Genomic DNA, 25,553 nt, shown 5'->3' on the forward strand with positions numbered 1-25,553 from the left:
AGAGTGTGACACATGAACGCGAAACGTCACACCCCGCCTGCGACCAGGGTGGACGACCGCGTGCTGCTCGACGCCGCGAAGGACTGCGTCCTCGCCCAAGGCGTCCGCCGCACGACGCTGACCGACGTCGCCCGGCGCGCCCGGGTCAGCCGCATGACCCTGTATCGCCGCTACCCCGACGTGCGTTCCCTCCTCGCGGCCCTGATGACCCGCGAGTTCGGCGACCTGCTCACCCGCGCGGCCGCCTCGGTCATCGAGGGTCCGACCGCGCGCGACCGCCTCGTGCGGGGCGCGGTGGCGGGCGTCCGCGCGATCACCGCCGACCCGCTGATGCGCACGGTCCTCGACCGCGACGGCGCGCTCGTGCTGCCCTACATCGTCGAGCGGTTGGGCAGCACGCAGAAGATCGCCGAGGCGTACCTGGTCAGCCAGCTCACCGCGGGCCACGCCGACGGGTCCATCCGGCGGGCGGACACCGCGGTCCAGGCCCGCGCCCTGCTGCTGACCGTCCAGTCGTTCGTGCTGTCGTTCGGCCCGGCCACCGCGGACGTCCCCGCCGACGACCTGCTGACCGAGTTGACCCACCTGCTCGACGCCGTCCTGCGTCCGGAGTCGCCATGAGGAGCACGGCCCTGAACGCCAGCAGGCGCGCCGACGACCTGGCCGCGCTCGCGGGCGAGACCGTCGACGTGCTCGTCGTCGGGGGCGGGATCACCGGCGCGGGCGCGGCCCTCGACGCGGCGGCGCGCGGGCTCAGCGTGGCCCTGATCGAGGCCCGCGACCTGGCGTTCGGCACGTCGCGGTGGTCGAGCAAGCTGATCCACGGCGGCCTGCGCTACCTCGCCAGGGGCGACGTCGGCCTGGCCAGGGAGAGCGCCGCCGAGCGGCACGTCCTGCTCACCCGGACCGCCCCGCACCTCACCAGGGCGCTGCCGCAGCTGGTGCCGCTGACCCCCGGCGTGTCCCCGCAGGCGGCGGCGCTGACGTACGCGGGCCTGACCGCGGGCGACGGCCTCCGCCGGTTCGCGGGCACCCCGTCGGACGTCCTGCCCCGCCCCCGGCGGGTGTCGGCGCCGGAGGCCAGCGTCCTCGCCCCCGGCCTGCGCCACCAGGGCCTCCGCGGCGGCCTGCTGTCCTTCGACGGCCAGGTGATCGACGACGCCCGCCTGGTCGTCGCCCTCGCCCGCACCGCGGCGGGCCGGGGCGCGCGCATCCTGACCAGGGTCCGCGCCCTCATGCTCGACGGCCACGGCGCCCAGGTCCTGGACGAGGTGACCGGCCACGAGATCCACCTCCGGGCCCGAGCCGTCATCAACGCGACGGGCGTGTGGGCGGGCGACCTGGTGGACGAGGTCCGCCTCCGCCCCTCCCTCGGCTCCCATCTGGTGCTGGACGGCGCGGACCTGGGCATCGGCGGCACGGCCCTCACCATCCCCGTCCCGGACCGCTTCGGCAGCTTCGTCCTCCTCCTGCCCCAGCCGGACGGACGTGTGTACCTGGGCCTGACGGATGTCCCCGTGGACGACATCCCCGACGTCCCGACGGTCCCGGAGTCCGATGTGGACTTCCTGCTGGAGGTGGCCGGGACCGTGTTGTCCCGCCCCCTGAGCCGCTTGGACGTCATCGGCTCGTTCGCGGGCCTGCGCCCCCTGCTGTCGAACCCCGGCGAACACACCTCAGACCTCTCCCGCCACCACGCGGTACTGGTGGCGAAGAACGGCGTGATCACGGTCGTGGGCGGCAAACTGACGACGTACCGCAAGATGGCCGCAGACGCGGTCGACATGGCGATCCGCAAGGCAGGGATGGCCCCCAGCCGCACTCAGACCCGAGACATCCCCCTGGTAGGCGCGGCCCCCCGCCGCTATCTGTCCACACTGGAAGCCCCCCAGTGGCTGATATCCCGCTATGGCACAGAAGCGACGACAATCCACGCGATGGCCCAACTAGACCCAGACCTGGCAAAGCCAGTAACCCCCACCAGCCCCATCACCGCAGCAGAAGTCGTCTGGTCAGTACGCACAGAAGGCGCCCTGACCCCAGACGACGTCCTGGACCGCCGAACCAGAATCGGCCTAGTCCCCACAGACAGAGCAGAAGCCGAACCAGCAGTAGCAGACCTGGTTGAACGAGCCCTAGAGGGCCTGCACTAACAACACCAGCACCATCCCGCACCATCGCAACCACCCACAAACGCAACACGCCCCAGACAACTGTCCGATGGGGTGAACTCGCATTCGTGGGGAGCGAGACGGTGCTACCCTCGCTCGGCGCGGACGGCTTCGCCGCTCCGCCCCTAATCCGCGCCGCGCCGTCTCGCTTAGGGGCCCCGCGAATGCGGGTTCACCCCATCGGACACCCCCAAAGCAAATCGCGAACCACCCACCCACCGCAGCCCCACCACCCGCCCCACCCACAACGCCAAGGGGGGAAGGGCGGCAGAAAAGGGAACGAGCCAGACGGAAGGGGCGGATGCGGGAAAGGGCTGATCGAGAGGGAGGGACGCCAGCGCCAGCCTAAGCAGGCGCAGGCAATGAAAGCCACACGCAGGCGACCAGGGCCCGCGACCGAGGCAGCCGCAGGCGAACCGGATGGGACCGAGGCAGCCGCAGGCGAACCCGATAGAGACCGAGGCGCCGCAGCCGAACCCGATAGACCGAGGTGGCCGGCGACGAGCAGCGGTAGCACGAGATAGCGGCCAAGCCGCCCAGCAACGGTTGATAGTCAGCGCAGAAGCAAGGCGGCGCAAGAAACCAGGCTACCCAAAGCGAAAGCGGGTCACCCCAGGAACGAGACGTAGAAGCCGGGCAGCGCCAACGCGATGAGCAGACGCAGCGAGAGCACGCCCGAAGCAGTTGCAGGACGGGTTGGCCAGCCGAAAGAGCCCACCAACCACTGAGGGCTGCCCCCCACCCCAGGAGACAGCCCTCAGCGCAACACCCCTACTGCGCAGGCGCCTCCAGCACCGCCATCAGCGATCCCCACTGCGCCAGCATGTACATCACGCCCGCCAGCAGGTTGTCGACCGGCTGCCAGATGTTCGGGTATCCCGCCACCTGGTGCTGCTGGAACTGCGGGTCCGTGATCTGCATGAGCCCCTTCGGCGGCGTGCCCTCGGCCGCGGACGGGTGGCGCATGTCCATGGCGTGGGGATTGCCGCCGGAGAGGCGGTCGACGATCTGGGCGATCTGGCCAGCGTCGATGCGCTCCGGGGGGACGCCGTGGTTGATGAGGATCTCGACCGCGGAGCCGATCCACCTGGCGCGGTCCACCCGGGAGGCGGGGACGCCCGGGTCCGGCGGCGGGCCGCTGGGGCCGTACGGGGACGGGCGGCCCGGCGGGGGCTGGGTGGAGCCCGGCGGGCGGTACCCGCCCGGCACCGGCTGGTAGCCGGAGTACCCGGGCGGCGGTGGCGCGTAGCCGCCCTGCTGCCCCGTCGGCGTTCCCGGCGGCCGGTACGGGTCGTAGTTGTACGCGGGCGGCGCGTCCTGGGCCCGCGTGGGGCCGGACCAGTTGCTCGGGGTCGTGTAGCGGCGGTCCGCTGCCTCGTCGAGGCTCCGCGTGTCGACCGGGGTCGCGTTGTGGACGCGGGCGCGCGGCGCGGTGTTGGCGCGGCCGCCGATGGTCTCCAGCAGCTGCTTGACGGCCTTGGCCAGGTTCACGATCCGCTGGATCGTCTGCAGGATCTTCTGCAGCGACGAGATGAACTTCTGGACCTTGGAGATGATCTTCTGCGCGGTCTGCACCGCCGTCGCCACCGACTGGGCGATGCCCATGGCGATCGAGGCGCCGAAGCTCAGCCAGGACGCCGACAGCGCCTCGATGATGATCTGGATGACCCGCTGCACACAGCGGTTGATCATCTCAAGCACGGTGTTGCGGACCTCGGCGAGCAGCTGGCCCGCCTGCGTGATCGCCTGGCCGACGGCCTTGCTGACCTGCGACAGCGCCTCCAGGCCCTCGGCCTGCGTCGTGCTGGCCGAGCGGTAGGCGTTGCCCGCGGAGCCGTGCCAGTTGCAGGTCTCCTCGCGCGCTGCCTGGCGGTAGCGCTCGGCGGTCGCGGCGAGCTGGTCGCCGGTGCGGTTCCAGCCCTCGGCGCTGCCGATGATCGAGTTCGCGTCGCCGAGCAGGGCGTCGAAGGGCTCGCGGAGGAACGAGATGTGCTGGATGATCCAGCCGAACCCGGCGCTCGCCGCCGCGCCGAGCGGGTCGCCCGCGATGTTGATGACGTCCATGGCGACGTTGGTGACCGCCATGCCCGCGTCCAGCCAGTCGCCGCTGTCGATGGCGGCGCGGGCGGCGCGGACGTTGTTCGAGATGGTCGCCGCGGCCTGTTCGCCACTGCCCTGCGGCGTGAAGCTGACGGTCACTGTCTCGTCCTCCCGCTGAAGGTGTCGGCGTTGCCCCGGTCGATGGCCTCGTAGTCGTCGGCGACGGCCTCCAGGCCCTGGCGGACCTCGTCGACGGCGGCCGCGACCCGGTTGATGCCCTCCAGCACGTCGCCGCACGCGGAGAGGATCGCCGAGGCGAAGAAGCCGCCGATCAGCCCGTAGGCGTTGTCGGAGACCATCCGCGCCATGCTGCCCGCGCTGTGGACCTGCGACGAGCAGGCCGCCACGGTGCGGGAGTGGCCGCGGACCTCGGCCACGTTGATGCTGAATCCAGTGCCCATGCGAGCCGCTCCCCTGTCCTAGTTGACGACTTCCGGCGGGTTCTCGAAGTACTCCTCGTCCGACCGGGTGTCGCGGTGCTTCTCCAGGTCCAGCGGAGCGTCGGCGCCGTCGCCGCGGAAGCCCTCGGGCAGGTGCGACTTGACGACCTCCAGCGCGGGCCCCTCCCCGACCAGCTCGCGCATGGTGTCGACGACCTTCGCCGCGGCGTCGCGCTGCGCCTGCCGGGTGGTCTCCATGATCACCCTGGCCAGGTGCTCGGGCTCGAGGTCGCGCACGCCCGGTCGGAGCACCAGGCCCGTGGTCGCGCCGTTGGCGCTGACCCGCACCGTGATCTCCCCGTCGGGCGAGCTCGCGGCGCCGCCCACCTCGCGCAGCGCCTTCTCGGTCTTCTGCGCGCTCTTGGCCGCGGCCTGGAGTTTCTCGTCGTATTGCGCCAGCCACTGCTCCGGCTTCATCCCCGGCCCTCCCATGGTCCAACCCGGATCATCGTGTTGGACGGAGCATGTCCCGCGCGGTTCCCCGGCGGGAGTGATTCGGCCAACTCGTTTGCAGGCGCACCCGAGCCCCCCTCGGCAGGCCAGGAGCGCGATAATGCTCCGCGTACGGCGACGCGAGGGGGGAGCTGTGGGCCCGGCGAGCACGGTGTGGCTGATCGCCCGCCGCGAGATCGACGCCCGGCTCCGCACCAGGTCGTTCGTGGTCAGCACGGTCGCCGCCATCGTGGCGCTCGTCGGTCTCGTGCTCATGCAGAGCACCCTGTTCTCCTCCGTCGAGCGCAGCCGGGTCGGCCTCGCGGGCCAGGCCGCCGCGATCGCCACCCCGCTGGTAGCGCAGGCCGGGGCGCGCGGCATCGACGTCGACACCACGACCGTCCCCGACGTGCCCACCGGCGAGGCCATGGTCGGCGCGGGCGAGCTGGACGTGCTGGTCAGCGGCGCCCCCGCGGCCCTGCGCGTGGTCGTGCGGGAGGCGCTGGACAACGACATCCGCCAGGTGCTCACCAGCCTGGTGCGCGAACAGGTCCTGCGCGCCGAACTCGCCGCCGTCGAGGACCTCGACCCCGACCGCGTCCTGACGACGGTGGCCGACGCGACGATCGACGTGCACACCATGACGACGCCGGACCCCGCGCGCGACCAGCGCATGGCGGTGGCGCTGATCGTCATCGCCCTGCTCTACATGGCGCTGCTGTTCTACGGGACGATGGTCGCCCAGGGCGTGGTGGAGGAGAAGGCCAGCCGCGTCGTCGAGGTGCTGCTGGCGACCGTGCGGCCGTGGCAGCTCCTGATGGGCAAGGTCATCGGCCTCGGCCTGGTCGGCCTTGCCCAGTTCGCCGCGATCGGCGGCGCTGGCCTGCTGCTGGCGCTGACGACGGGCGTGCTGGCCATCCCGTCCGCCGCGATCGGCACGCTCGCCTGGGGCCTGGTCTGGTACCTGCTGGGATTCCTGTTCTACGCCACGGTGTTCGCCGCAGCGGGCTCGCTGGTGTCGCGGCAGGAGGAGACCTCCGCGGTGCTGCTGCCGATCACGATGGTGCTGGTGGTGGCGTTCGTCCTGGGCTTCGGCCTGCTCTCGCGCTCCCCGTCCGGGACGGCGACGACCGTGCTGTCCCTGGTCCCCCCGCTGTCCCCGGTCATGATGCCGGGCCGCATCGCGCTGGGCGTCGCACCGCTGTGGCAGATCGGGTTGGCGATGATCATGACCCTGGCCGCCGTCGCGGGCCTGGCCTGGCTGGGCGCCCGCGTCTACACCCGCGCCGCCCTGAGCACCGGACCCCGGATGCGCCTGCGTGACGCCATGCGGGTGCAGCGATGAGGCATGGGGAGTCGCGCGGCGAGAAGCGCTCGTGACCGGACCGCCAGCGCGAGCCTGGCGGCCCCGACCGGGGCGGACCCGGGCCCAGGTCGAAGCGGAGCAGGACAAGGCGGCGGGCGGCGCGCACCGGCGGGCGGTGCGCGTCGAGACGGGCGAGACCGCGCGCGGCCACGTGCTTCTCAAGGCATCGGGCGGCATTGTCCGCGCCTACCTGCGCTGGCGCTCCGACGGCCGCTCGGTGGTGCGGGCACTCGGCCCGGTGGACGGCGAGACCAGGATGGCGAACCTGGCGGAAGGCTGGGAACGCGCGCGGGCGGCCGGTCTCGTCGGTGACGAGGTGCGGCCGCCCGGGTCATGGGCGTCATCGCCCGCGGCACGCGCCACGATGCGGGCCAACCGGGGGCGCGACACCTTGCCGGAACGCAGGCTGCGGGCGCTGCTGCACCGACGGGGTCTGCGATACCGGGTCTCGGTTCGCCCGCTGCCGGACTTCCGGCGCACGGCGGACATCGTGTTCCCGGGCGCGCGGGTCGCGGTGTTCGTCGACGGCTGCTACTGGCACGGATGCCCCGACCACTACCAGGAGTCGGCGACGAACTCCGCCTTCTGGCGCGACAAGATCGCCACCAACGCGCGCCGCGACCGGGAGACCACCCGGGTGCTCGAAGAGCAGGGGTGGACCGTGGTGCGGTGCTGGGAGCACGAGGAGCCGAGCGTCGCCGCCGAACGGGTCATCCACGCGCTCGACGAGGCGAACGGCCGGGGGAAAGGCTGAACGCGGCCTTACCCGGAGATCTCCCCGTAGCGGTCGAGGGCGACCTTGCGTTCCTCGGCGTGGTCGACGATCGGGGGCGGGTAGCCGGGGGCGTTCCTCGGCTCGTGGACGTCGCCGTCGTGGTGGCGGAGTTCGGGGATGTGGCGGCGGATGTAGGCGCCGTCGGGGTCGAACTTGCGGCCTTGGGTGACGGGGTTGAAGACGCGGTAGAACGGGGCGGCGTCGGTGCCGGAGCCCGCGGTCCACTGCCAGCCGTGTTGGTTGGACGCGAGGTCGGCGTCGACCAGGTGGGCCATGAAGTGGCGGGCGCCCCACCACCAGGGCAGGTGCAGGTCCTTGGTGAGGAAGCTGGCGGTGATCATGCGGACGCGGTTGTGCATCCAGCCCTCGGCCAGCAGTTGGCGCATCCCGGCGTCGACGATGGGGTAGCCGGTCTCGCCGCGGCGCCACGCGGTGAAGCGGGCCGGGTCGGTGTCGTGGCGCAGGGCGTCGAAGCGGGGGTTCACGTTGGCGCGGGCGGTCTCCGGGCGGTGCCACAGGAAGTCGGCGTAGAACTCGCGCCAGGCCAGTTCGGTGCGATACGCGGTGTCGCGGCGTCCGAGGTCGGCGAGCAGGGTGCGCGGGTGGACGCAGCCCCAGCGCAGGTACGGCGACATGCGGCTGGTCGCGTCGAGGTCGGGGCGGTCGCGGCGGGCGGCGTAGTCGGGCAGGCGCTCGTCGCGGAACGCCTCCCAGGCGGCCATGGCGGCGTGCTCGCCGGGTTCGGGGAGCCGCGCCGAACAGGCGGGCGGGTCGGGCAGACCGCCGTCGACCGGCTCTATCCAGTGCAAAGTGGACGCCGAGGTCTTCGCGGGCGTCCGCCAGCCGTGCTCGGCCCACGCGCGGCTGAACGGGGTGAACACGCGATAGGACGTCCCGTCCGCCTTGGTGATCCGCCCCGGCGTCACCGCGTACGGCGATCCGGTGCGCACGAATTCCACATCGGACAGTGCATGCTCGACGGCGAGGTCCCGCGTCCGGCCGTACGGTCCCGCGTCCGCCGAGACGTGGACGGACGTGGCGCCGACCGACCGGGCGACCCGGGGCACCACCACCGCCGGGTCGCCGTCGGCCACCATGAGACGGCCGCCGAGCTGCTCGTCCAACGCGCGCAGGCAGCCGTGCAGGAACGCCAGCCGGGCCGCCCCCGCCGGAGCGGTCAGTGCCGGGTCGACGACGAACAGGGCCAGGGCGTCATGGCCGCGGTCGGCGGCGGCCAGCAGCGCGGGGTGGTCCCTCAGCCGCAGGTCGCGGCGGAACCAGACGATCGACGGTGGCACGGCGGACTACGCTACCGCCGGACGCGGCGCGGGGCCGCCCCAACGCGGGACGGCCCCGGAAAGGCTCGGGCGCTCAGCGCTCCGAGAGGGACTTGTAGTCGCGGACGGTGTGCCCGGTGTAGACCTGGCGCGGGCGCCCGATCTTGGTGGCCGGGTCGTTCATCATCTCCCGCCAGTGGGCGATCCAGCCGGGCAGACGGCCCAGGGCGAACAGGACCGTGAAGAACTTCGTCGGGAAGCCCATCGCCCGGTAGATCAGGCCGGTGTAGAAGTCCACGTTCGGGTAGAGCTTGCGCTCGATGAAGTAGTCGTCGGAGAGCGCGTGCTCCTCCAGCTGCTTGGCGATGTCGAGCAGCGAGTCGTCGCCGCCGAGCTTGCCGAGGATGTCGTCGGCGGTGCGCTTGATGATGGCGGCGCGCGGGTCGTAGTTCTTGTAGACCCGGTGGCCGAAGCCCATCAGCTTGACGCCGTCCTCCTTGTTCTTGACCTTGGCCACGAACCGCTCGACGTCGCCGCCGGAGTTGCGGATGCCCTCCAGCATCTCCAGCACCGCGCTGTTGGCGCCGCCGTGCAGCGGGCCGAACAGGGCGTTGATGCCCGCCGAGATCGAGGCGAACAGGTTGGCCTCGGAGGAGCCGACCAGCCGGACGGTGGAGGTCGAGCAGTTCTGCTCGTGGTCGGCGTGCAGGATGAAGAGCAGGTCCAGCGCCTTGACCAGGGCCGGGTCGAGCTCGTAGGTCTCGGCCGGGAAGCCGAAGGTCATCCGCAGGAAGTTCTCCACCAGGCCGAGGGAGTTGTCCGGGTAGAGGAACGGCTGGCCCACGGACTTCTTGTAGGCGTACGCCGCGATGGTCGGCAGCTTGGCCAGCAGCCGGATCGTGGAGATCTCCACGTGGTTGGAGTCGAACGGCTTGAGGCTGTCCTGGTAGAAGGTCGACAGCGCCGACACCGCGGACGAGAGCACCGGCATGGGGTGCGCGTCGCGCGGGAAGCCGTCGAAGAAGCGTTTCAGGTCCTCGTGCAGCAGGGTGTGCCTGCTGATCTTGTGGGTGAACTCCTCCAGCTCCGTGCGGGTGGGCAGCTCGCCGTAGATCAGCAGGTAGCTGACCTCCAGGAACGTCGAGTGCTCCGCGAGCTGCTCGATCGGGTAGCCGCGGTAGCGGAGGATCCCCTGGTCGCCGTCGATGTAGCAGATGGCGGATGAGCAGCTGGCGGTGTTGACGAACCCGGGGTCCAGGGTGACCAGGTCGGTCTTGGCGAGCAGCTTGCCGAGATCGATGCCTGAGGTTCCCTCGGTGGCCGGGACCACCTTCATCTCGTGCTCTCCACCGGGGTAGCGCAGGGTGGCGGTCGGCTCGGTGCCGGTGGGCACAGCGGTCCCGTCGGGCATGCAAGTACCTCTCACACTCGGACAGGGCGGTGTCGCGGCCGAGCCGGTGCGGGCCTGGTCCGGTGCGTTCCGCGGCAGGGTCGTCGCCGCGGCGCAGCACCGCCCCGTTGGGGTCCTGAGCCCCCTACGCTAGTGCGCCGCGCCCAATCCGGACACCCGTGAACCCGGCCTACCGGCAGCGTTGGGACACGCATCACAGGGGTTCACGGCGCGTCCGGGCGAGTGGTGAGCTCCAGACCGCCCAACAGCAGGTCGGACAGCGCGGCGAACGCCTCGGCGTCGGAGACTTCCGCGCGCCGTCCGAGCACTCCGGTCTGGATGCCCTCGATGAGCCATCCGGCCATCTCGCCGACCAGGCGGGCGTGCACGTCGCGGAACAGGCCCTCGGCGACGCCCTCCTGGATGAAGGCGCGGATGCGGGCCGCGGCGGCCTTGGCGTTGCGCTCGTAGACGGCCTGGGTGGAGGCGAACGCGGCGACGTCGGCGACGAACCGGTCGGAGGCGGGTTTGAGCTCGTCGGCGGCGGCGTGCAGGTAGGTGGAGATCCGGCCGCGGGCGTCGGCGGCCTCGGCGACCCGCTTCTCCACCCGCTCGGTCGCGTCGCGGAAGAACCGGCTGACGACCCGCCTGGCCAGCTGTTCCTTGCTGGGGGCCAGGGCGTAGAGGGTCGACTTGGAGCAGTGCAGCCGGGCGGCGAGGTCGTCGAGGGTGAACCCGGCGAAGCCCTCCCGCAGGAACAGCGCCAGCAGCTCCGCCAGCACTGCGGACTGGCGGGCGGTCAGCGCGGGCCGGGCTCGGGTCATCTGATCAGCGTCTCACGGTACTCTGGAGCGTCCTAGCGTACTGCTTTCCGTATCTCCCGATCGGAGGACCGCCGTGCCCGCCGAGCGTCTGCTCCCCTCCACCGAGGCCGAGGACCTGCTCAAGCTGACCCGCGAGATCGCGCGGGACGAACTGGCGCCGATCGCCGCGGAGCACGAGGAGGCCGGTCGCTTCCCGCGCGAGCAGTTCCGCCTGCTCGGCCGCAGCGGCCTGCTGGGCCTGCCGTACCCGGAGCGCTGGGGCGGCGCGGCGCTGCCCTACGAGGTGTACCTGCAGGTCCTGGAGGAGATCGCCACCGCGTGGATGTCGGTCGGCGTCGGCCTGTCGGTGCACACGATGTCCTGCTACGCCCTGGCCGGGCACGGCACCGACGAGCAGCGCGACCGCTTCCTGCCGGACATGCTCGGCGGCGACCTCCTGGGCGCCTACGCCCTGTCGGAGTCGCACGCGGGCTCCGACGCGGCCGCCCTGTCCACCCGCGCGACCCGCGACGGCGACGACTACGTCGTGAACGGCACCAAGGCGTGGATCACCCACGGCGGCGAGGCGGACTTCTACACCACGATGGTCCGCACGGCCGACACCGGCGCGAAGGGAATCAGCTGCCTGCTGGTCCCCGCCGACACCCCCGGCCTCTCGGCGGCCCCGCCCGAGCGCAAGATGGGCCTGACCGGCTCGACGACGGCCCAGATGCTTTTCGAGGGCGCCCGGGTGCCTGCCGACCGGCTGCTCGGCGCCGAGGGCGAGGGCCTCAAGATCGCCCTGACCTCGCTCAACTCCGGACGGCTCGGCATCGCCGCGTGCGCGGTCGGCCTGGCGCAGGCCGCGCTGGACGAGGCCGTGGCCTACGCCAAGGGGCGCAGGCAGTTCGGCAGGGCGATCATCGACTTCCAGGGCATGGAGTTCCTGCTCGCCGACATGGCCGCGGCCGTGGAGTCGGCGCGGGCGACGTACCTGGAGGCCGCGCGGCGGCGCGACCGAGGACTGCCGTTCGTCCGCCAGGCCTCGATCGCCAAGCTGGTGGCGACGGACGCGGCGATGAAGGTGACCACCGACGCCGTCCAGGTCCTCGGCGGCGCGGGCTTCACCCGCGACTTCCCGGTGGAGCGCTACATGCGCGAGGCGAAGGTGCCGCAGATCTTCGAGGGCACCAACCAGATCCAGCGCGTCGTCATCGCCCGGGAGCTGAAGACCGCCTGAGCTACGACCCCGACAGGCTGTGGTTGATGAGGAACACCGCGGCCACGATGATCGGGACGACGACGAGCGCCCAGACCAGGATCAGCTTGATCATCCGCAGCTGCACCAGCTGCAGGTAGCCCACCTGCAGCTGGGCGGCCTCGATGGACTCCGCCGAGCGGATCCGCGCCTCCCAGTGGCGCACGGTCTCCGGCGGCGTGCCCCCCGCGTACGCGGAGTGCAGCGGGATCTGGGGGGCGGTCTCGTCGGCCATGGGCGGCATTGTGACAAGCGAGGGGGCCGGATTGGCCCGGAACGACGACGCCCGCCCGGTGCGGCCACCGGGCGGGCGGTCTCGGCTCAGCCCTCCCGGTAGTACGGGTCCACCGTGACGCCGCGGCCGGCGGCCTCGTCGTAGGTGTAGACCTCGCGGCCGCCGACGAAGACGCGCAGGGCGCGGCTCATGACGTCGAGCGGGTCGCCCGACCACACGACCACGTCGGCGTCCAGGCCGGGGGCCAGCGCGCCGACCCGGTCGTCCAGGCCCAGGATCTCCGCCGGGTTCACCGTGATGGAGCGCAGCCCCTCGGCCGGGTCCAGGCCCTCCTTGACCGCAAGCGTCACCTGGTGGACCAGGAAGTCGATGGGGATGACCGGCGCGTCGGTGGTGATCGCGATCTTCACGCCAGCGCGGGCGAGGATGCCGGGGTTGCGCAGGTGGCGGTTGCGCAGCTCGACCTTCGACCGGGTGGTGAACAGCGGGCCGATGATCACCGGGATGCCCCGCTCGGCGATGGTGTCCGCCAGCAGGTGGCCCTCGGTGCCGTGGTTGAGGACGAGCTTGTAGCCGAACTCGTCGGCCAGGCGCATCGCGGTGGCGATGTCGTCGGCGCGGTGGGCGTGCTGGCACCAGGGCGTGGTGCCCTCCAGCACGGCGGCCAGCGCCTCCATCGTCAGGTCGCGCTCGAAGGGCTTGCCCTCCTCGGCGGCGTGCGCGCGCCGGGCGATGTAGTCCTGCGCCTTGGTCAGCTGCTCGCGGATGACCGCGGCCACGCCGAGGCGGGTCGACGGCATGGTCTTCTTCTCGCCGTAGACGCGCTTGGGGTTCTCGCCGAGGGCGCTCTTCATGCTGACCGCGTCGCGGATCAGCATGTCGTCCACGGTGCGGCCCCAGGTCTTGAGCGCCACGGTGTGCCCGCCGATGACGTTGCCCGAGCCGGGCTTGACGACACAGGTCGTCACCCCGCCAGCGAGCGCGTCCCGGAAGCCCTCGTCGGCCGGGTTGACCGCGTCGAGGGCACGCACCTTGGCGGTGACCGGGTCGGTCATCTCGTTGGTGTCCTGCCCCGCCCAGCCCTCGGCCTCCTCGTGCACGCCGAGGTGGCCGTGCGCCTCGACGAAGCCGGGCAGCACCCACTTCCCCGCCGCGTCGACGATGGTCGCGCCCTCGGGGATCTCGACGTCCGCGCCGACCGCGACGATTTTGCCGTCGTCGATCAGCACCGTTCCCCCGTCGATCGGCTCGCCGACCACGGGGACCACATATCCACCAGTTACTGCGATCGTCACACCCAGAACCTTAGCAAGGCGAAATACCCCAGGTCCCGGTCCAGGTGTCCCCCGGCCCGATCTCGATCAGGTCCACGCCGGAGTTGAGCGCGTCCGGCGGGCAGGTCATCGGCTCGACGGCCACCGCGCGGCCGTCCGCGCCGGGGAACTCCGGCGGGGTGAACACCTGCACCCAGCCGAACACCGGCTCGGCCCAGACCAGCACGCCGCCGTCGTCGCCGCGCAGCCAGTGGCGGACGACGCCGTCCGCGTCGGGCACGCAGCCGCCGAACGCGTCGTCGAGCCGCAGCGTCCGCAGCTCGGCGCCCTCGGCCAGGGCGGGGTCGATCGGCTCCTGGCCGTTCACCGGCACCATGCGCTCGGGGTCCAGCGGCAGGTGGGTGGTGGCGGCGAGCTTGAGCACGCACGTGTCGGCGTCGGCCTTGCCCGGCCGGGGGTACGGGTGCGTGCCCACCCCGAACGGCATGGTCTCGGTCCCGGTGTTGACCACGTCGTGCGTGACGCGCAACCCGCGCTCGTCCAACGCGTACGTGATCGCCGTGCGGAACGGGTACGGCCAGCCGGGCCGCTCCCCCACCGCCACCTCCAGCCGCACCGACGACGCCGTGTGCTCGACGACGGTCCACTCCTCGTGCCGCACCAGGCCGTGGATCGCGTTGCCCCGGGCGGGCTCGGTGACCTCCAGCTCACCGCTGCGCCACCGCGCGCCCGCGACCCGGTTGGGCCAGGGCACCAGCACCGACCCCGACCCCAGCGGCGGCGTCGCGTCCTCGGGGAACGTCTCGGTGTAGCCGACCCCCGCGACGGAGAACTCCCGCAGCGTCGCGCCTCGGGTGGTGACGACGGCCCGCGCGTCGTCGCGGGTGATCACAAGCTGCTCGCCCATGGGTGCGTCCATGTGCCGACACATTACGGTGATCACGTCCGGTTTTCCCAGGCAGCGCAACCTTTTCGGGTTAACGGTGCGGCCCGGCGCAGGAGAGCGGATCGACGTGCAGGGTCACCCCGTCCAGGCGCGGGAGCGCGTCGCGGAGACGATGCTCGGCGGTGACGGCGATCGCGTGCGCGGCCACCAGGGTGGCGTCGTCGTCGGTGACGATCACGGCCTCGGCGAACTGGCGGTGCCCGACCCACCGCAGCCGGACGGAGTCCACGCCGCGCACGCCCGGCGCGGTGGCCAGGGCGACCTCGGCGCGCTCCACCATGGCCGGGTCGACGCCGTCGAGGAGGCGGGCGAACACCTCGCGGGCGGCCTCGCGCAGCACCATCGCGATGAGCACGGCCATGCCCATGCCGATGACCGGGTCCGCGTACGGGATGCCCAGCCACGCGCCGAGCGCCGCGCCGACCACGGCAAGGCTGGTGAACCCGTCGGTGCGGGCGTGCAGGCCGTCGGCGACCAGCGCGGCCGAGCCGATCTCCCGCCCGATCCGGATGCGATAGCGGGCGACCCACTCGTTGCCGAGGAAGCCGACGACCCCGGCCAGGGCCAGCAGCGGCAGGTGCTCGACCGGGCGCGGGTCCAGGACGCGCGCCACCGCCTGGTAGCCCGCGGCGACGGCGGACGCGGCGATCAGGCCGACCACGACCAGCCCGGCGAGGTCCTCCGCGCGGCCGAGGCCGTAGGTGAAGCGCTTGGTCGCGGCCCGCCTGCCCAGCAGGAACGCGACCGCGAGCGGCAGCGCCGTCAGCGCGTCGGCGAGGTTGTGGAGGGTGTCGCCGAGCAGGGCGACCGAGTCGGTGACGACCACCAGCGCCGCCTGCGCCAGCGCCGTGGCCAGCAGCACGGCGAAGGAGACCTTCAGCGCCCGCATGCCGCGCCGACTGGTCTCCAGGGCCGGATCGGTGCGATCGTGCCCATGCCCGTGTCCGTGCCCGTGGCCATGCCCCATGGGCAGGGACGATACCTGCATATCTAGTCGATTGTGAAGGTGTTGTGCACTCGGCATCGAGGGACCACCACGCGCGGACCGGCGAGCCCACCGACGACCAGGTGGACACGGCGGTGGGCGTGTTCGCGATGCTGTCGGACGCGACCCGGCTGCGCATCCTGTGGGCGCTGCGCGACGGCGGCGAGCGGGACGTCACGACGCTGGCCGACCTGGCCGGGGTCGGGCCGACCAGCGCCAGCCAGCACCTGACCAAGCTGCGGCTCGCCGGGCTCGTCGCGACCCGCAAGGAGGGGCGCAGGGTGTTCTACCGCGCCCGCGGCTCGCACCTGCGCAGGCTGCTCGACGAGGCCCTGTTCCGGGCCGACCACGAGACCTCCGGCCTGCCCGACGACGACTAGGCGACCTTCTCCGGGTCGAACCGGTACCGCCAGAACGAGGGCACGGCCGCCACCGCCACCACGGTCAGCACCACGGTGAGCACGCCGCCCGCGGTCGCCGCGAGCGCCGGGCCGACTGCCGCGCCGCCCCAGCCGTGCAGCAGGTCGGCGATGCGCGGGCCGCCCGCGACGACCACGGTGAACACGCCCTGCATGCGCCCGCGCATCTCGTCGGTGGCCTCGGTCTGCAGCATCGAGCTGCGGTGCACGGCGCTGATCAGGTCCGCGCCGCCGCCCAGGGCGAGGAACACCGCGGCGAGCCACAGCGAGGACGTCAGTCCGAACGCGGCGACCGACAGCCCCCACGCGATGATCGCGACCGTGATCACCGCGCCCTGCCGGGTCAGCCGGGAGAACCAGCCGGAGAACAGGCCGAACAGCGCCGAGCCCAGCGGGATCGCGGCGAACAGCCAGCCCAGCGCCAGCCCGCCGCCGGGCGGGTCGCCGAAGACCCGCTCGGCCATCTCCGGGAACAGCGCGCGGGGCATGCCCGCGACCATCGCGATGACGTCGACCAGGAAGCTGACCAGCAGCAGCTTGCGCGCGCTGAGGTAGCGGAAGCCATCGGCGATGTCGCGCAGCCCCGCCCGCCGCGACGCGCCCTCGCCCGGCTCGATCGGCGGCAGCAGGCAGACCATGACCAGCGCCAGCACGAGCGCGACGCTGTCGATCAAGTACAAAGTGGACAGTCCGAGCAGCGGGATCAGCGCGCCAGCGGCCAACGGGCCGAACACCATGCCGAAGGTGAACGTGGTGAAGCTCAGCGCGTTCGCGGGCGGCAGCAGCTCCGGCGGGACCAGCCGCGCCACGGCGGCGCTGCGCGTGGGCATGTTGACCGCGACGAACGCCTGTTGCAGCCCCAGCAGCGCGAGCACGACCCACACCGAGTCCATGCCCACGAACGCCTGCAGCCAGAACAGGCCCGAGGTCACCGCGACGCCGGTGTTGCTGATGATGAGCACCCGCCGCCGGTCGAACGCGTCGGCGATGGCCCCGCCCCAGAGGCCGAACACCAGCAGCGGCACGAGCCCGACCGCGCCGGTGAGCCCGACCCACGCCGAGGACCCGGTGAGGTCGTAGATCTGCTTGGGCACCGCGACGGCGGTGAGCTGGCTGCCCACCGCGGTGATCGCGGTGGACATCCACAGCCTGCGGTAGTCCCGGATGCGCAGCGGGCGCGTATCGATCAGCGCCCTGCCGAGGAAACCGCGCGGGCGCTCTTTCAGGGTCACAGGTCGTTAGCTTAGGTCAGCTAACGACCTGTCCGCCTGTGATTTAGGGCCCGAGCCGCTCGACCTTCCAGCCGTCGCGGGTCAGCTTGAAGCGCAGCCGGTCGTGCATGCGGTCGCGGCGGCCCTGCCAGAACTCGACGACCTCGGGCTGGATGCGCCAGCCGCCCCAGTGCGGCGGCACCGGCACGGTCTCGGCGTCGGCGAAGCGGCGCTCCACATTGGCCAGCGCGGCCTCCAGCGCGGGGCGGCCGCTGACCACGATCGACTGCGGCGACGCCCAGGCGCCCAGCTGCGAGCCGCGCGGGCGCTTGGCCCAGTAGGCGGCGGTCTCCGCGGCGCTGACCTTCTCGACGGTCCCGCGCACGGTCGCCTGGCGGTGCAGGCCGTACCAGGGGAACGTCGCCGATGCGTAGCGCGCCGCCATCAGGTCGTGGCTCTTGGCGGAGGTGTAGTTGGTGAAGAAGACCAGACCCCGGGCGTCGAGGCCCTTGGCGAGCACGGTCCGTGACGACGGCATCCCATCGGCGCCCGCGGTGGCGAGCACCATCGCGTTCGGCTCGGCCAGCCCGGCCCGCTTGGCCTCGTCCAGCCAGAGCTGCAACTGCTCGTGCCAGGTGTCGGCGAGCTCGGCCTCGCTCAGCGCTCCGGTCTCGTACGAGACGCGCATGCTCGGCAGTTCCAGCGTGATGTCCGCTACGTCAGGGCCGTCCGCCATCGGCTTCTCCATCCAGGTGGGGGGTCACCACACGTGCGGCCGACGGTACGGGTATTCCAGGTGAACGGAAACCGCCCAGACGGTGACACCGCCCACCTCCCCCGACCGGGGGGAGCTGGATCGTTCCACTGGATCGTGACCGAAGACACCTGCGTGAACGATTGCTAACCTCACGCGCGGGGAGCAAGGTGTTCGGCAGCCGTGCGGAGCCGCCTTCGGCGACCCTGGTATGGGCGGGAACCGCGCGAGCACAGTCGGGGCTTGGCGCGAAAGGCGGACCCATGCACAGTGCGGTGCACACCGAACCCAAAGCGGACGACGGCTTCCGTCCGGGGCTGGAGGGCGTGATCGCCTTCCGCACGGAGATCGCCGAACCCGACCGCGACGGCGGCGCGCTGCGCTACCGCGGAGTGGACATCGAGGACCTCGCGGGCCGCGTCACGTTCGGTGACGTGTGGGCGCTGCTGGTCGACGGCCGCTTCGGCTCCGGCCTCCCGCCCGCCGAGCCGTTCCCCATCCCGGTCCACTCCGGCGACGTCCGGGTGGACGTCCAGGCCGGCCTGGCCATGCTGGCCCCGATCTGGGGCTACCAGCCGCTGCTGGACATCACCGACGACGAGGCCCGCGACCAGCTCGCCCGCGCGTCGGTCATGGCCCTGTCCTATGTGGCGCAGTCCGCGCGCGGCATCCACCAGCCCGCGGTGCCGCAGCGGCGGGTCGACCAGTGCCGCACCATCACCGAGCGCTTCATGACCCGATGGCGCGGCGAGCCCGACCCCGCCCACGTGAAGGCCGTCGACGCCTACTGGGTGTCCGCCGCCGAGCACGGCCTCAACGCCTCCACCTTCACCGCCCGCGTGATCGCCTCGACCGGAGCCGACGTCGCCGCGTCGCTGTCCGGCGCGATCGGCGCGATGTCCGGCCCGCTGCACGGCGGCGCGCCCGCGCGCGTGCTGCCGATGATCGACGCCGTCGAGCGCACCGGCGACGCCCGCGCGGTCGTGCGCGGCATCCTCGACCGCGGCGAGCGGCTGATGGGCTTCGGGCACCGGGTGTACCGGGCCGAGGACCCGCGCGCCCGCGTGCTGCGCCGCACCTGCCAGGAACTCGGCGCGCGCCGCTACGAGGTGGCCGCCGCGCTGGAGCAGGCCGCCCTCGCCGAACTGCGCGAGCGCCGCCCCGACCGGGCCATCGAGACCAATGTGGAGTTCTGGGCCGCGGTGATCCTGGACTTCGCCGAGGTTCCGCCGCACATGATGCCCGCGATGTTCACCTGCGCCCGCACGGCGGGCTGGTGCGCGCACATCATGGAGCAGAAGCGCACGGGCAGGCTCGTCCGCCCAGCCGCGTCCTACGTCGGCCCCGGCCCGCGCACCCCGGACCAGGTCGACGGCTGGGCCGCCGTCACCCCGCTTTCATAGAAAGGCCGTCGGTCTTATCGGATTGCTTTATGACCGACAATTCCTCCCATGCTGCAGACCACTGAACACGCCCTGCTGCGCCGCGTCGCGGTCGAGCAGGCCGAGAGCCGCGCGCCCTCCGTCACCGCCGGTGTCGTGCGCGACGGCGGGCTTGCCTGGTTCGGCGCGCGCGGGAAGGTCGACGGGCTGGCCCCGTCGGCCGACACGCAGTACCGGATCGGGTCGATCACCAAGACCTTCGTGGCGGTGCTGGTCATGCGGCTGCGCGACGAGGGCAGGCTCGACCTCAACGACCCGCTCGACAAGCACGTGCCCGGCACGTCGTTCGGCGAGGTCACCATCGCCCAGCTGCTCGCGCACACGGCGGGCCTGACCTCGGAGTCGCCGGGGGCGTGGTGGGAGCGGGCGCCGGGGGCCGACTGGCGGTCGCTGGAGCAGAGCCTGGCCGAGAACGCGCTGCGGCACCGCTCCGGCGCGCGGTTCCACTACACGAACGTGGGATACGGCGTGCTCGGCGAGCTCGTGGCCCGGGTGCGCGGGTGCTCCTGGCTGGAGGCGCTGGAGGCGGAGATCCTGCGGCCGCTGGAGATGACCCGCACGACCCCGATGCCGCAGGCCCCCGCCGCGCCGGGCTGGGCCGTGCACCCGTTCGCCGACGTGCTGCTGCCCGAGCCGACCCCGGACGCGGTGGCGATGGCGCCAGCGGGCCAGCTCTGGTCCACGCCGAACGACCTGGCCAGGTGGACCCGCCTGATCGCGGGCGACAGCGGCGGCGTGCTGCACCCGGACACCGTCGCCGAGATGCGCGAGCCCGCGCACGTCGACGACGCCGACGAGTGGACCGCCGGCTACGGCCTCGGCCTGCAGGTCCTGCGCGTCGGCGGGCGGCGGCTGGCCGGGCACGGCGGGTCGATGCCCGGCTTCCTGGCGATGGTCCTGGCCGACGAGCGCACCGGGACCGGCGCGTTCGTCACCGCCAACTCCACCTCGGGCGTCGCGGTCAGCACCGTGGCCCTCGACCTGATCAACATCATCGAGCAGCACGAGCCCGCGCTGCCCGCCGAGTGGTCGCCGATGGCCGACCACGACCCCGCGCTGCTGGCGCTGACCGGCCTCTGGCACTGGGGCCCGACGCCGTACGTGCTCAAGCTGCTCCCCGACCGCTGGCTCAACCTCGCGCCGGTGACCGGCCGGGGCCGCCAGTCGCGGTTCCGCCCGGCCGGTCCCGACAGGTGGACGGGCCTGGACGGCTACTACGCGGGCGAGACGCTGGAACTGCACCGCGACGCCGAGGGCGCGCCGTCGCACTTCGACCTGGCGACCTTCATCTTCACCCGGGAGCCGTACGGGACGCCGGACGCCATCCCCGGCGGGGTGGACGAGAAGGGCTGGCGGTCGGGCATCAGCTAGAGGTGCGAGACTGGTCACCGCCGCCGCCAACGTCGCCGGGGTGACCAGTACATCGCATGCGAAAGGCGCCACGATGACCCAGACCGCCGACCCGAGCACCCTGGAGCTGCCCGCCGAGCTGCGCCCGTCCGACGGCCGCTTCGGCTGCGGACCGTCCAAGGTCCGCCCCGAGCAGGTGGCGGCGTTGGCCTCGGAGGGCGCGCGGCTGCTGGGCACCTCGCACCGGCAGAAGCCGGTGAAGTCCCTGGTCGGCCGGGTGCGCGCGGGCCTGCGCGAGCTGTTCTCGCTGCCGGAGGGCTACGAGGTCGTCCTCGGCAACGGCGGCACCACCGCCTTCTGGGACGCCGCGGCGTTCGGCCTGGTGCGCGAGCGGTCCCAGCACTTCACCTACGGCGAGTTCTCCGCGAAGTTCGCCAAGGTCGCCAAGGGCGCGCCGTTCCTGGCCGACCCGATCGTGGTCTCCGCCGACCCGGGAAGCGCCCCGGCGATCACCTACGCCGAGGGCGCCGACCTGGTCGGCTGGGCGCACAACGAGACCTCGACCGGCGTGGCCGTCCCGGTCTCGCGGCCCGCGGGCTCCGACGGCGCGCTCGTGGCCGTCGACGCCACCTCGGGCGCGGGCGGGCTGCCGGTGAAGGCCGAGGACTTCGACGTCTACTACTTCGCCCCGCAGAAGTGCTTCGCCTCCGACGGCGGGCTGTGGCTGGCGCTGATGAGCCCGGCCGCGCTGGAGCGCGTCGCCGAGATCGGCGCGTCGGACCGGTGGGTGCCGGAGTTCCTGTCGCTGCCCGTCGCGCTGGACAACTCCCTCAAGGACCAGACGTACAACACCCCCGCGGTGTCGACGCTGTTCCTGCTGGCCGAGCAGATCGACTGGATGCTGGCGCAGGGCGGCCTGGAGTGGACCGTCGCCCGGACCAAGGACTCGTCCGACCGGCTGTACGGCTGGGCCGAGAAGACCGAGTACACCTCGCCGTACGTGGCCGACCCCGCGCACCGCTCGCAGGTCGTGGGCACCATCGACTTCGCCGACTCGGTGGACGCCGCGACCGTGGCCAAGGTGCTGCGGGCGAACGGCGTCGTCGACGTCGAGCCCTACCGCAAGCTCGGCCGCAACCAGCTGCGGGTGGCCATGTTCCCGGCCGTCGAGCCCGCCGATGTGACCACCCTCACCCGGGCGATCGACTGGGTCGTCGAGCGCGTCGCTTGATATTCCCCCTGCCCGTGCCCCCATTAGGGGGTGCGGGCGGGGCGGCGGATACGGCAAGATCACAAGAGGATGTCACGGGGATCGCGGCGCGCCTAGCGCGTCAGGGCACTTCGCCGATTTACCGTGGGACGCTGACGAGTGATGTCTGCTCACGTCGTACGGGAGGGTCGCGATGCGCGCGCTGCGGGTCGTCGGACTCGCCGATGGCGGCAAGACCGTCATCTGCGAGGACCCGGCGCGCGGTGAGCGCTTCACGCTCCCGGCCGACGAGCGGCTGCGAGCGGCGGCCCGCGGGGACGTCACCCGACTCGGCCAGATCGAGATCGAGCTGGAGAGCCAGATGCGTCCTCGCGAGATCCAGGCCCGCATCCGCGCGGGCGAGTCCGTCGAACAGGTCGCCGAGGCAGCGGACATCCCCACCGCCAAGGTCGAGCGGTTCGCCTACCCCGTGCTGCTGGAGCGCTCGCGCACCGCTGAGCTGGCCCAGCGCGCCCACCCGGTCCGCGAGGACGGGCCCGACCTGCAGACCCTGGGTGAGATCTGCCTGCACGCCTTCACCCTCCGCGGCCAGGACTACACGGCGGCGGTGTGGGACTCCTGGCGCGGCGAGGACGGCAAGTGGATCGTGCAGCTGTGCTGGCAGGCGGGCCGGTCGGTCAACCGCGCCCACTGGGCGTTCCACCCCGGCGCCCACGGCGGCACGGTCCAGCCGCTGGACGAGCACGCCCACGACCTGCTGGACCCCCAGCCCGCCCGTCCGCTGCGCACGGTGCGGCCGGTGACGGAACTGGCCCAGGCGGCGCTGAACATCGACCCTGCGCTGCTGCCGCCACGCCCGGAGCCCGCGGCGATCGAGGCGGCGTCCATCGAAGCCGCGTCGATCGAGGTCAGCGACCTGCCGGTGGCCCCGGTGACCCGGTCGGAGCCGCCGGTCGCCCCGGTGACCCGGCCGGAGGCGCCGGTCGCCCCGGTGATGCGGCCGGAGCCCCCGGTGGCCCCCGTGGTCCGGCCCGAGGCGCCGGTGCGCGCCCCTGCCGCGCGTGAGGCGTACCCGGCCGAGCCGCTGGCAGGCGAGCCCGAGGCGGCCGAGCCCGCCGCGCAGGAGTCCGCGGCGTCCGTGGCCGAGTCCGCAGCGGTCGAGCCGGACGGGATCGACCCGGCGGCCCGCGAGCACCAGGACTTCGTCGAGGACTTCGAGCTGACGGCCCCGGTCGACCCCGCCGCGGCCGACCAGACCGCGCTGATCGACGAGCCCGCGCGCAAGGCCGAGCCCCCGCGCCGGGCCAAGGGCAAGAAGAACCGCCCGATCGTCCCCTCGTGGGAGGACGTCCTGCTCGGCACCCGCTCCAACCGCGGCTGACGACACCGCACCGACGACACCGGCGCGGTTGGGATGACGACATCATCCCAACCGCGCCGTTCGCGTCATCCGGATGCTCGCAACATCCAGATGTCGTGACCATATGACGTCATCATCGGGATGATGACGTCATATGGTCTGATCATCTGAATGTCAGCCCACGCGCCAGAGGGCGGGGACGTTCGGGGGCTCCCAGCCGGGCTGGGCGGTGTGGGCCTGGAGGCACACGTAGCCGCTGCCGCCGTAGGTGACCCGGGCGCCTGCGGAGTACGCCGTGCCCACCGCCCACGTGCCGCCGCCGGGCGGGTTCGACGTCGTGGTCGTGGGCCTGGTCGTCGGGCCCGTGGTCGGCGTCTGCTGGACGTTCAGGACGAAGTCGAACGTCGCCTCCCGCCCGCCGCCCGCGTTGCGGACGTTCATCAGCAGCCGGGGGTCGAACAGCGAGTCCGTGTTGTTGCGCGGCTCGCCCGGGAAGTACAGCTGCGTGGTCAGGATCGGCCTGCCCGGCGCCTGCGCCTTCACGTGGATGTGCCGCGTGCGCCCCGGGTAGAGGCCCGGCACGATCGTGGTCAGGTGGAAGGCGCCGTTGGCGTCGGTGAACTGGTGGCCGCGGAAGCGGTAGGTGACGTTGTCGTACGCGCCCGCGTTGTCGGCCTGCCAGAAGTCCAGGAGGACGTTGGCGATCGGCTGGCAGGCCAGGCCGAAGACGTAGCCGCTGACGGTGAGCCGGGTGCCCGCGCCGTCGCTGACCATCGAGTTGCGCCTGGGCGAGTTCGGCTTGAAGTAGGGACCCTCCATCTGCGGCGGCGTCGGGTCGTCGCCGTCGTCGCACATCGGGGTGGGTTCGGGGGTCGCGCCGTCCGGCAGGGTACGGGCCAGCGCGGGGGCCGCGACGAACGCCGCTGGCACGGCGACGCCCGCGGCCAGGGCGGCGCGCAGCACCGTCTTGCGGCTGAGATTGCGGTCTTCCATTCCGACTCCTTGTTCGGGACTTGCTCCCGAAACTACGAACCCGGCCAGGGCGCGACGATGGACTAACCCGGCTGGTCGTGGTGAAAACCGTGGGTGCCGTTCCCACGTCGGAAGTCACCGGGGCTGCATCCGGTCTCGCGGCGGAAGAACCGGCAGAAGTACGCCGGGTCGCCGAACCCGACCCGGGCGGCGACCTGCCGCACGGTGAGGTCGGTGCGGGCGAGCAGCCGCTTCGCCTCGTGGACGCGGGTCTCGCGGACCAGTTCCGACGCCGGTCGCCCGGTCGCGGCCTTCACCGCCTGCGTCAGGTGCCCCGGCGTCACGCCGATGCGCTCGGCGTAGGCGCGCACGGACCACAGCTGCGAGCCCGCGCGCAGCCGGGCGAACTCCTCGGCGACCGAGCCGGTGCGGGCGGGCGGGGCCACCCTGGCGGCCCGGGCGGCGCGCACCACCAGCACGTGCAGCAGGGAGCGCAGCACCGTGTCCGAGCCCTCGGCCCCCGCCTGGTACTCGGCGTGCATCTCGGCGATGAGCCGGACGGCGTCGTCGGGGGCGTCCAGCCACGGCCTGCCGCTGAGGGCGCGCAGCACGCCCCGGTCGGCGGGGTGGTCGAGCAGGAAGTCGTCGGTGAACAGCACGACGTGGCCGTCGAGGCCGCGCGCGTCCCAGTGGTGCACCTGGCCGGGGGCGATGACGCACAGGTGCGGGGGCCGCAGCTCCCAGCGGGCCAGGTCGACCACGTGCGCGCCCCGCCCGCTGGTGACGAGCACGATCTCGTGGAAGGTGTGCCGGTGCGGGAAGTCCGCGCGCGACATCGGGCCGATGGAGTCGAACGTGCCGATGGCGAACGGCAGGTCGCCGGACACCTCCAGCCGGTGCATGGGCAGCACGCCCTCGCGTCGCGCCTGACAGGGCGTTCCCTGCGGCACCGTGGTTCCGCGCATCATCCCTCCCAAGGTCCAGACCAATCCACGATGGCACGGGCCCGGCGTCTTGGGAACGCGATGTGATCAGCTCTCGGCGGGCGGCACGGCGTCGAGCAGGGCGATGTCCCAGCCCTCGTGCTCCAGCCAGTCCTCGGCCTCCTCGCGGGTCACCCACTCGGCGCCCGCGGGCCTGCCCCTGCCGAGCCTGTCCCAGCCGTCGGGGGCCAGCACGTGCAGACGGGCGGCCCGCAGTGCCAGCAGGCGCCCCTGCGGGAAGGCCATGGTCGGTTCGGTGCGCAGGAACCGCACCGGCTCCGGTCGCGTCATGCCCCAAGGGTAACCCCTGTCCACAGTGGAGCACTTGACCTCCAGCGCGGTGCAGGTCGGAAACTCGGATGACGACGCACGCGACCAGGCGTAACGTCGAAGGCCGACT

General features: G+C 72.5%; 25 protein-coding genes. 10 read left to right on the forward strand and 15 right to left on the reverse strand.

Translation table 11 applies throughout. The features are described 5' to 3' along the window. The first annotated feature begins 12 nt into the window (after positions 1 to 12). Together IEY98_RS02125 and IEY98_RS02130 are read left to right on the forward strand one after the other, a co-directional pair. Positions 13 to 621 (forward strand): TetR/AcrR family transcriptional regulator, encoded by a 609-nt coding sequence (locus IEY98_RS02125; RefSeq protein ID WP_189208578.1) that lies wholly within the window; start codon positions 13 to 15, stop codon positions 619 to 621. Beyond that, positions 618 to 2,153, forward strand: a complete 1,536-nt coding sequence (locus IEY98_RS02130) for a glycerol-3-phosphate dehydrogenase/oxidase (RefSeq protein WP_189208579.1) — start codon at positions 618 to 620, stop codon at positions 2,151 to 2,153. The genes IEY98_RS02125 and IEY98_RS02130 overlap by 4 nt, the downstream gene beginning before the upstream one ends. Before the next feature lie 789 nt (positions 2,154 to 2,942). Here the strand turns inward: IEY98_RS02130 and IEY98_RS02135 are convergent. Genes IEY98_RS02135 through IEY98_RS02145 form a run of 3 tightly spaced genes read right to left on the reverse strand, consistent with a single transcriptional unit; the run spans position 2,943 to position 5,128 of the window. Further along, entirely contained in the window at positions 2,943 to 4,370 is a 1,428-nt protein-coding gene (locus tag IEY98_RS02135; protein WP_189208580.1) for a WXG100-like domain-containing protein, read from the reverse strand. Continuing rightward, positions 4,367 to 4,672, reverse strand: coding sequence for a type VII secretion target (locus IEY98_RS02140; protein ID WP_189208581.1), 306 nt, complete (start codon positions 4,670 to 4,672; stop codon positions 4,367 to 4,369). Before IEY98_RS02140 ends, IEY98_RS02135 begins: the two co-directional genes overlap by 4 nt. A gap of 18 nt (positions 4,673 to 4,690) precedes the next feature. Further along, complete coding sequence (locus tag IEY98_RS02145; RefSeq protein ID WP_189208582.1) at positions 4,691 to 5,128, reverse strand: YbaB/EbfC family nucleoid-associated protein; 438 nt, start codon at positions 5,126 to 5,128, stop codon at positions 4,691 to 4,693. Between the two features lie 169 nt (positions 5,129 to 5,297). Here IEY98_RS02145 and IEY98_RS02150 point away from each other — a divergent pair, with 169 nt between their 5' ends. Continuing rightward, positions 5,298 to 6,488 (forward strand): ABC transporter permease, encoded by a 1,191-nt coding sequence (locus tag IEY98_RS02150; RefSeq protein WP_229786477.1) that lies wholly within the window; start codon positions 5,298 to 5,300, stop codon positions 6,486 to 6,488. 31 nt (positions 6,489 to 6,519) lie between these two features. Then, a complete protein-coding gene (locus tag IEY98_RS32355; RefSeq protein WP_189208584.1) occupies positions 6,520 to 7,263 on the forward strand; it encodes a very short patch repair endonuclease in 744 nt (247 codons plus the stop codon). An 8-nt stretch (positions 7,264 to 7,271) separates the two neighbouring features. Here the strand turns inward: IEY98_RS32355 and IEY98_RS02160 are convergent, their stop codons facing one another. From IEY98_RS02160 to IEY98_RS02170, 3 genes are all read right to left on the reverse strand, one after another. After that, on the reverse strand, positions 7,272 to 8,582 hold the full coding sequence (locus tag IEY98_RS02160; RefSeq protein WP_229786479.1) for a cryptochrome/photolyase family protein: 1,311 nt from the start codon (positions 8,580 to 8,582) through the stop codon (positions 7,272 to 7,274). Between the two features lie 73 nt (positions 8,583 to 8,655). Continuing rightward, positions 8,656 to 9,972 carry a citrate synthase gene (locus IEY98_RS02165; RefSeq protein WP_189208585.1) on the reverse strand — a complete coding sequence of 439 codons (1,317 nt, stop codon included), beginning with the start codon at positions 9,970 to 9,972 and terminating at the stop codon, positions 8,656 to 8,658. A 203-nt stretch (positions 9,973 to 10,175) separates the two neighbouring features. Continuing rightward, a complete protein-coding gene (locus tag IEY98_RS02170; RefSeq protein ID WP_189208586.1) occupies positions 10,176 to 10,775 on the reverse strand; it encodes a TetR/AcrR family transcriptional regulator in 600 nt (199 codons plus the stop codon). Positions 10,776 to 10,848: 73 nt separating this feature from the next. Between IEY98_RS02170 and IEY98_RS02175 the strand changes: the two genes are divergently transcribed. Beyond that, positions 10,849 to 11,994 (forward strand): acyl-CoA dehydrogenase family protein, encoded by a 1,146-nt coding sequence (locus tag IEY98_RS02175; protein ID WP_189208587.1) that lies wholly within the window; start codon positions 10,849 to 10,851, stop codon positions 11,992 to 11,994. Position 11,995: 1 nt separating this feature from the next. On the opposite strand, the gene IEY98_RS02180 is transcribed toward IEY98_RS02175, so the two are convergent. The 4 genes from IEY98_RS02180 to IEY98_RS02195 all read right to left on the reverse strand — a co-directional run bounded on the left by IEY98_RS02180 (position 11,996) and on the right by IEY98_RS02195 (position 15,455). After that, complete coding sequence (locus IEY98_RS02180; protein ID WP_189208588.1) at positions 11,996 to 12,247, reverse strand: hypothetical protein; 252 nt, start codon at positions 12,245 to 12,247, stop codon at positions 11,996 to 11,998. An 86-nt stretch (positions 12,248 to 12,333) separates the two neighbouring features. Further along, positions 12,334 to 13,542 (reverse strand): amidohydrolase, encoded by a 1,209-nt coding sequence (locus tag IEY98_RS02185; protein ID WP_189208589.1) that lies wholly within the window; start codon positions 13,540 to 13,542, stop codon positions 12,334 to 12,336. A 10-nt stretch (positions 13,543 to 13,552) separates the two neighbouring features. Continuing rightward, positions 13,553 to 14,428 (reverse strand): aldose 1-epimerase family protein, encoded by an 876-nt coding sequence (locus IEY98_RS02190; RefSeq protein ID WP_229786480.1) that lies wholly within the window; start codon positions 14,426 to 14,428, stop codon positions 13,553 to 13,555. Positions 14,429 to 14,498: 70 nt separating this feature from the next. After that, entirely contained in the window at positions 14,499 to 15,455 is a 957-nt protein-coding gene (locus tag IEY98_RS02195) for a cation diffusion facilitator family transporter (protein ID WP_229786482.1), read from the reverse strand. Positions 15,456 to 15,478: 23 nt separating this feature from the next. Between IEY98_RS02195 and IEY98_RS02200 the strand changes: the two genes are divergently transcribed. Beyond that, entirely contained in the window at positions 15,479 to 15,832 is a 354-nt protein-coding gene (locus IEY98_RS02200) for an ArsR/SmtB family transcription factor (RefSeq protein ID WP_229786484.1), read from the forward strand. Here IEY98_RS02200 and IEY98_RS02205 read toward each other — a convergent pair. After that, positions 15,829 to 17,103 (reverse strand): MFS transporter, encoded by a 1,275-nt coding sequence (locus IEY98_RS02205; protein WP_258905724.1) that lies wholly within the window; start codon positions 17,101 to 17,103, stop codon positions 15,829 to 15,831. The genes IEY98_RS02200 and IEY98_RS02205 overlap by 4 nt on opposite strands. 43 nt (positions 17,104 to 17,146) lie before the next feature. Beyond that, complete coding sequence (pdxH, locus tag IEY98_RS02210; protein WP_189208592.1) at positions 17,147 to 17,818, reverse strand: pyridoxamine 5'-phosphate oxidase; 672 nt, start codon at positions 17,816 to 17,818, stop codon at positions 17,147 to 17,149. Positions 17,819 to 18,099: 281 nt separating this feature from the next. Here pdxH and IEY98_RS02215 point away from each other — a divergent pair, with 281 nt between their 5' ends. The 4 genes from IEY98_RS02215 (at position 18,100) to sepH (ending at position 23,219) form a co-directional block, all read left to right on the forward strand. After that, the gene (locus IEY98_RS02215; RefSeq protein WP_189208593.1) at positions 18,100 to 19,239 is read left to right on the forward strand and encodes a citrate synthase 2; all 1,140 of its coding nucleotides are present in this window, start codon (positions 18,100 to 18,102) and stop codon (positions 19,237 to 19,239) included. Between the two features lie 48 nt (positions 19,240 to 19,287). Continuing rightward, positions 19,288 to 20,649 carry a serine hydrolase domain-containing protein gene (locus IEY98_RS02220; protein ID WP_189208594.1) on the forward strand — a complete coding sequence of 454 codons (1,362 nt, stop codon included), beginning with the start codon at positions 19,288 to 19,290 and terminating at the stop codon, positions 20,647 to 20,649. 73 nt (positions 20,650 to 20,722) lie between these two features. Continuing rightward, a complete protein-coding gene (gene serC, locus IEY98_RS02225) occupies positions 20,723 to 21,859 on the forward strand; it encodes a phosphoserine transaminase (protein ID WP_189208595.1) in 1,137 nt (378 codons plus the stop codon). Positions 21,860 to 22,031: 172 nt separating this feature from the next. Next, positions 22,032 to 23,219 carry a septation protein SepH gene (sepH, locus tag IEY98_RS33020; protein ID WP_189208596.1) on the forward strand — a complete coding sequence of 396 codons (1,188 nt, stop codon included), beginning with the start codon at positions 22,032 to 22,034 and terminating at the stop codon, positions 23,217 to 23,219. A 153-nt stretch (positions 23,220 to 23,372) separates the two neighbouring features. Here the strand turns inward: sepH and IEY98_RS02235 are convergent, their stop codons facing one another. From IEY98_RS02235 to IEY98_RS02245, 3 genes are all read right to left on the reverse strand, one after another. Further along, a complete protein-coding gene (locus IEY98_RS02235) occupies positions 23,373 to 24,191 on the reverse strand; it encodes a dioxygenase family protein (protein WP_189208597.1) in 819 nt (272 codons plus the stop codon). 62 nt (positions 24,192 to 24,253) lie between these two features. Next, positions 24,254 to 25,135: a helix-turn-helix transcriptional regulator gene (locus IEY98_RS02240; protein WP_189208598.1), complete on the reverse strand. Its 882-nt coding sequence runs from the start codon at positions 25,133 to 25,135 to the stop codon at positions 24,254 to 24,256. Between the two features lie 66 nt (positions 25,136 to 25,201). Further along, positions 25,202 to 25,444, reverse strand: a complete 243-nt coding sequence (locus IEY98_RS02245) for a hypothetical protein (RefSeq protein ID WP_229786485.1) — start codon at positions 25,442 to 25,444, stop codon at positions 25,202 to 25,204. Positions 25,445 to 25,553: the final 109 nt, after the last annotated feature.

Origin of the sequence: Actinokineospora fastidiosa, from assembly GCF_014648415.1 — a bacterium.
In the GTDB taxonomy this organism is placed as follows: Bacteria; Actinomycetota; Actinomycetes; order Mycobacteriales; family Pseudonocardiaceae; genus Actinokineospora; species Actinokineospora fastidiosa.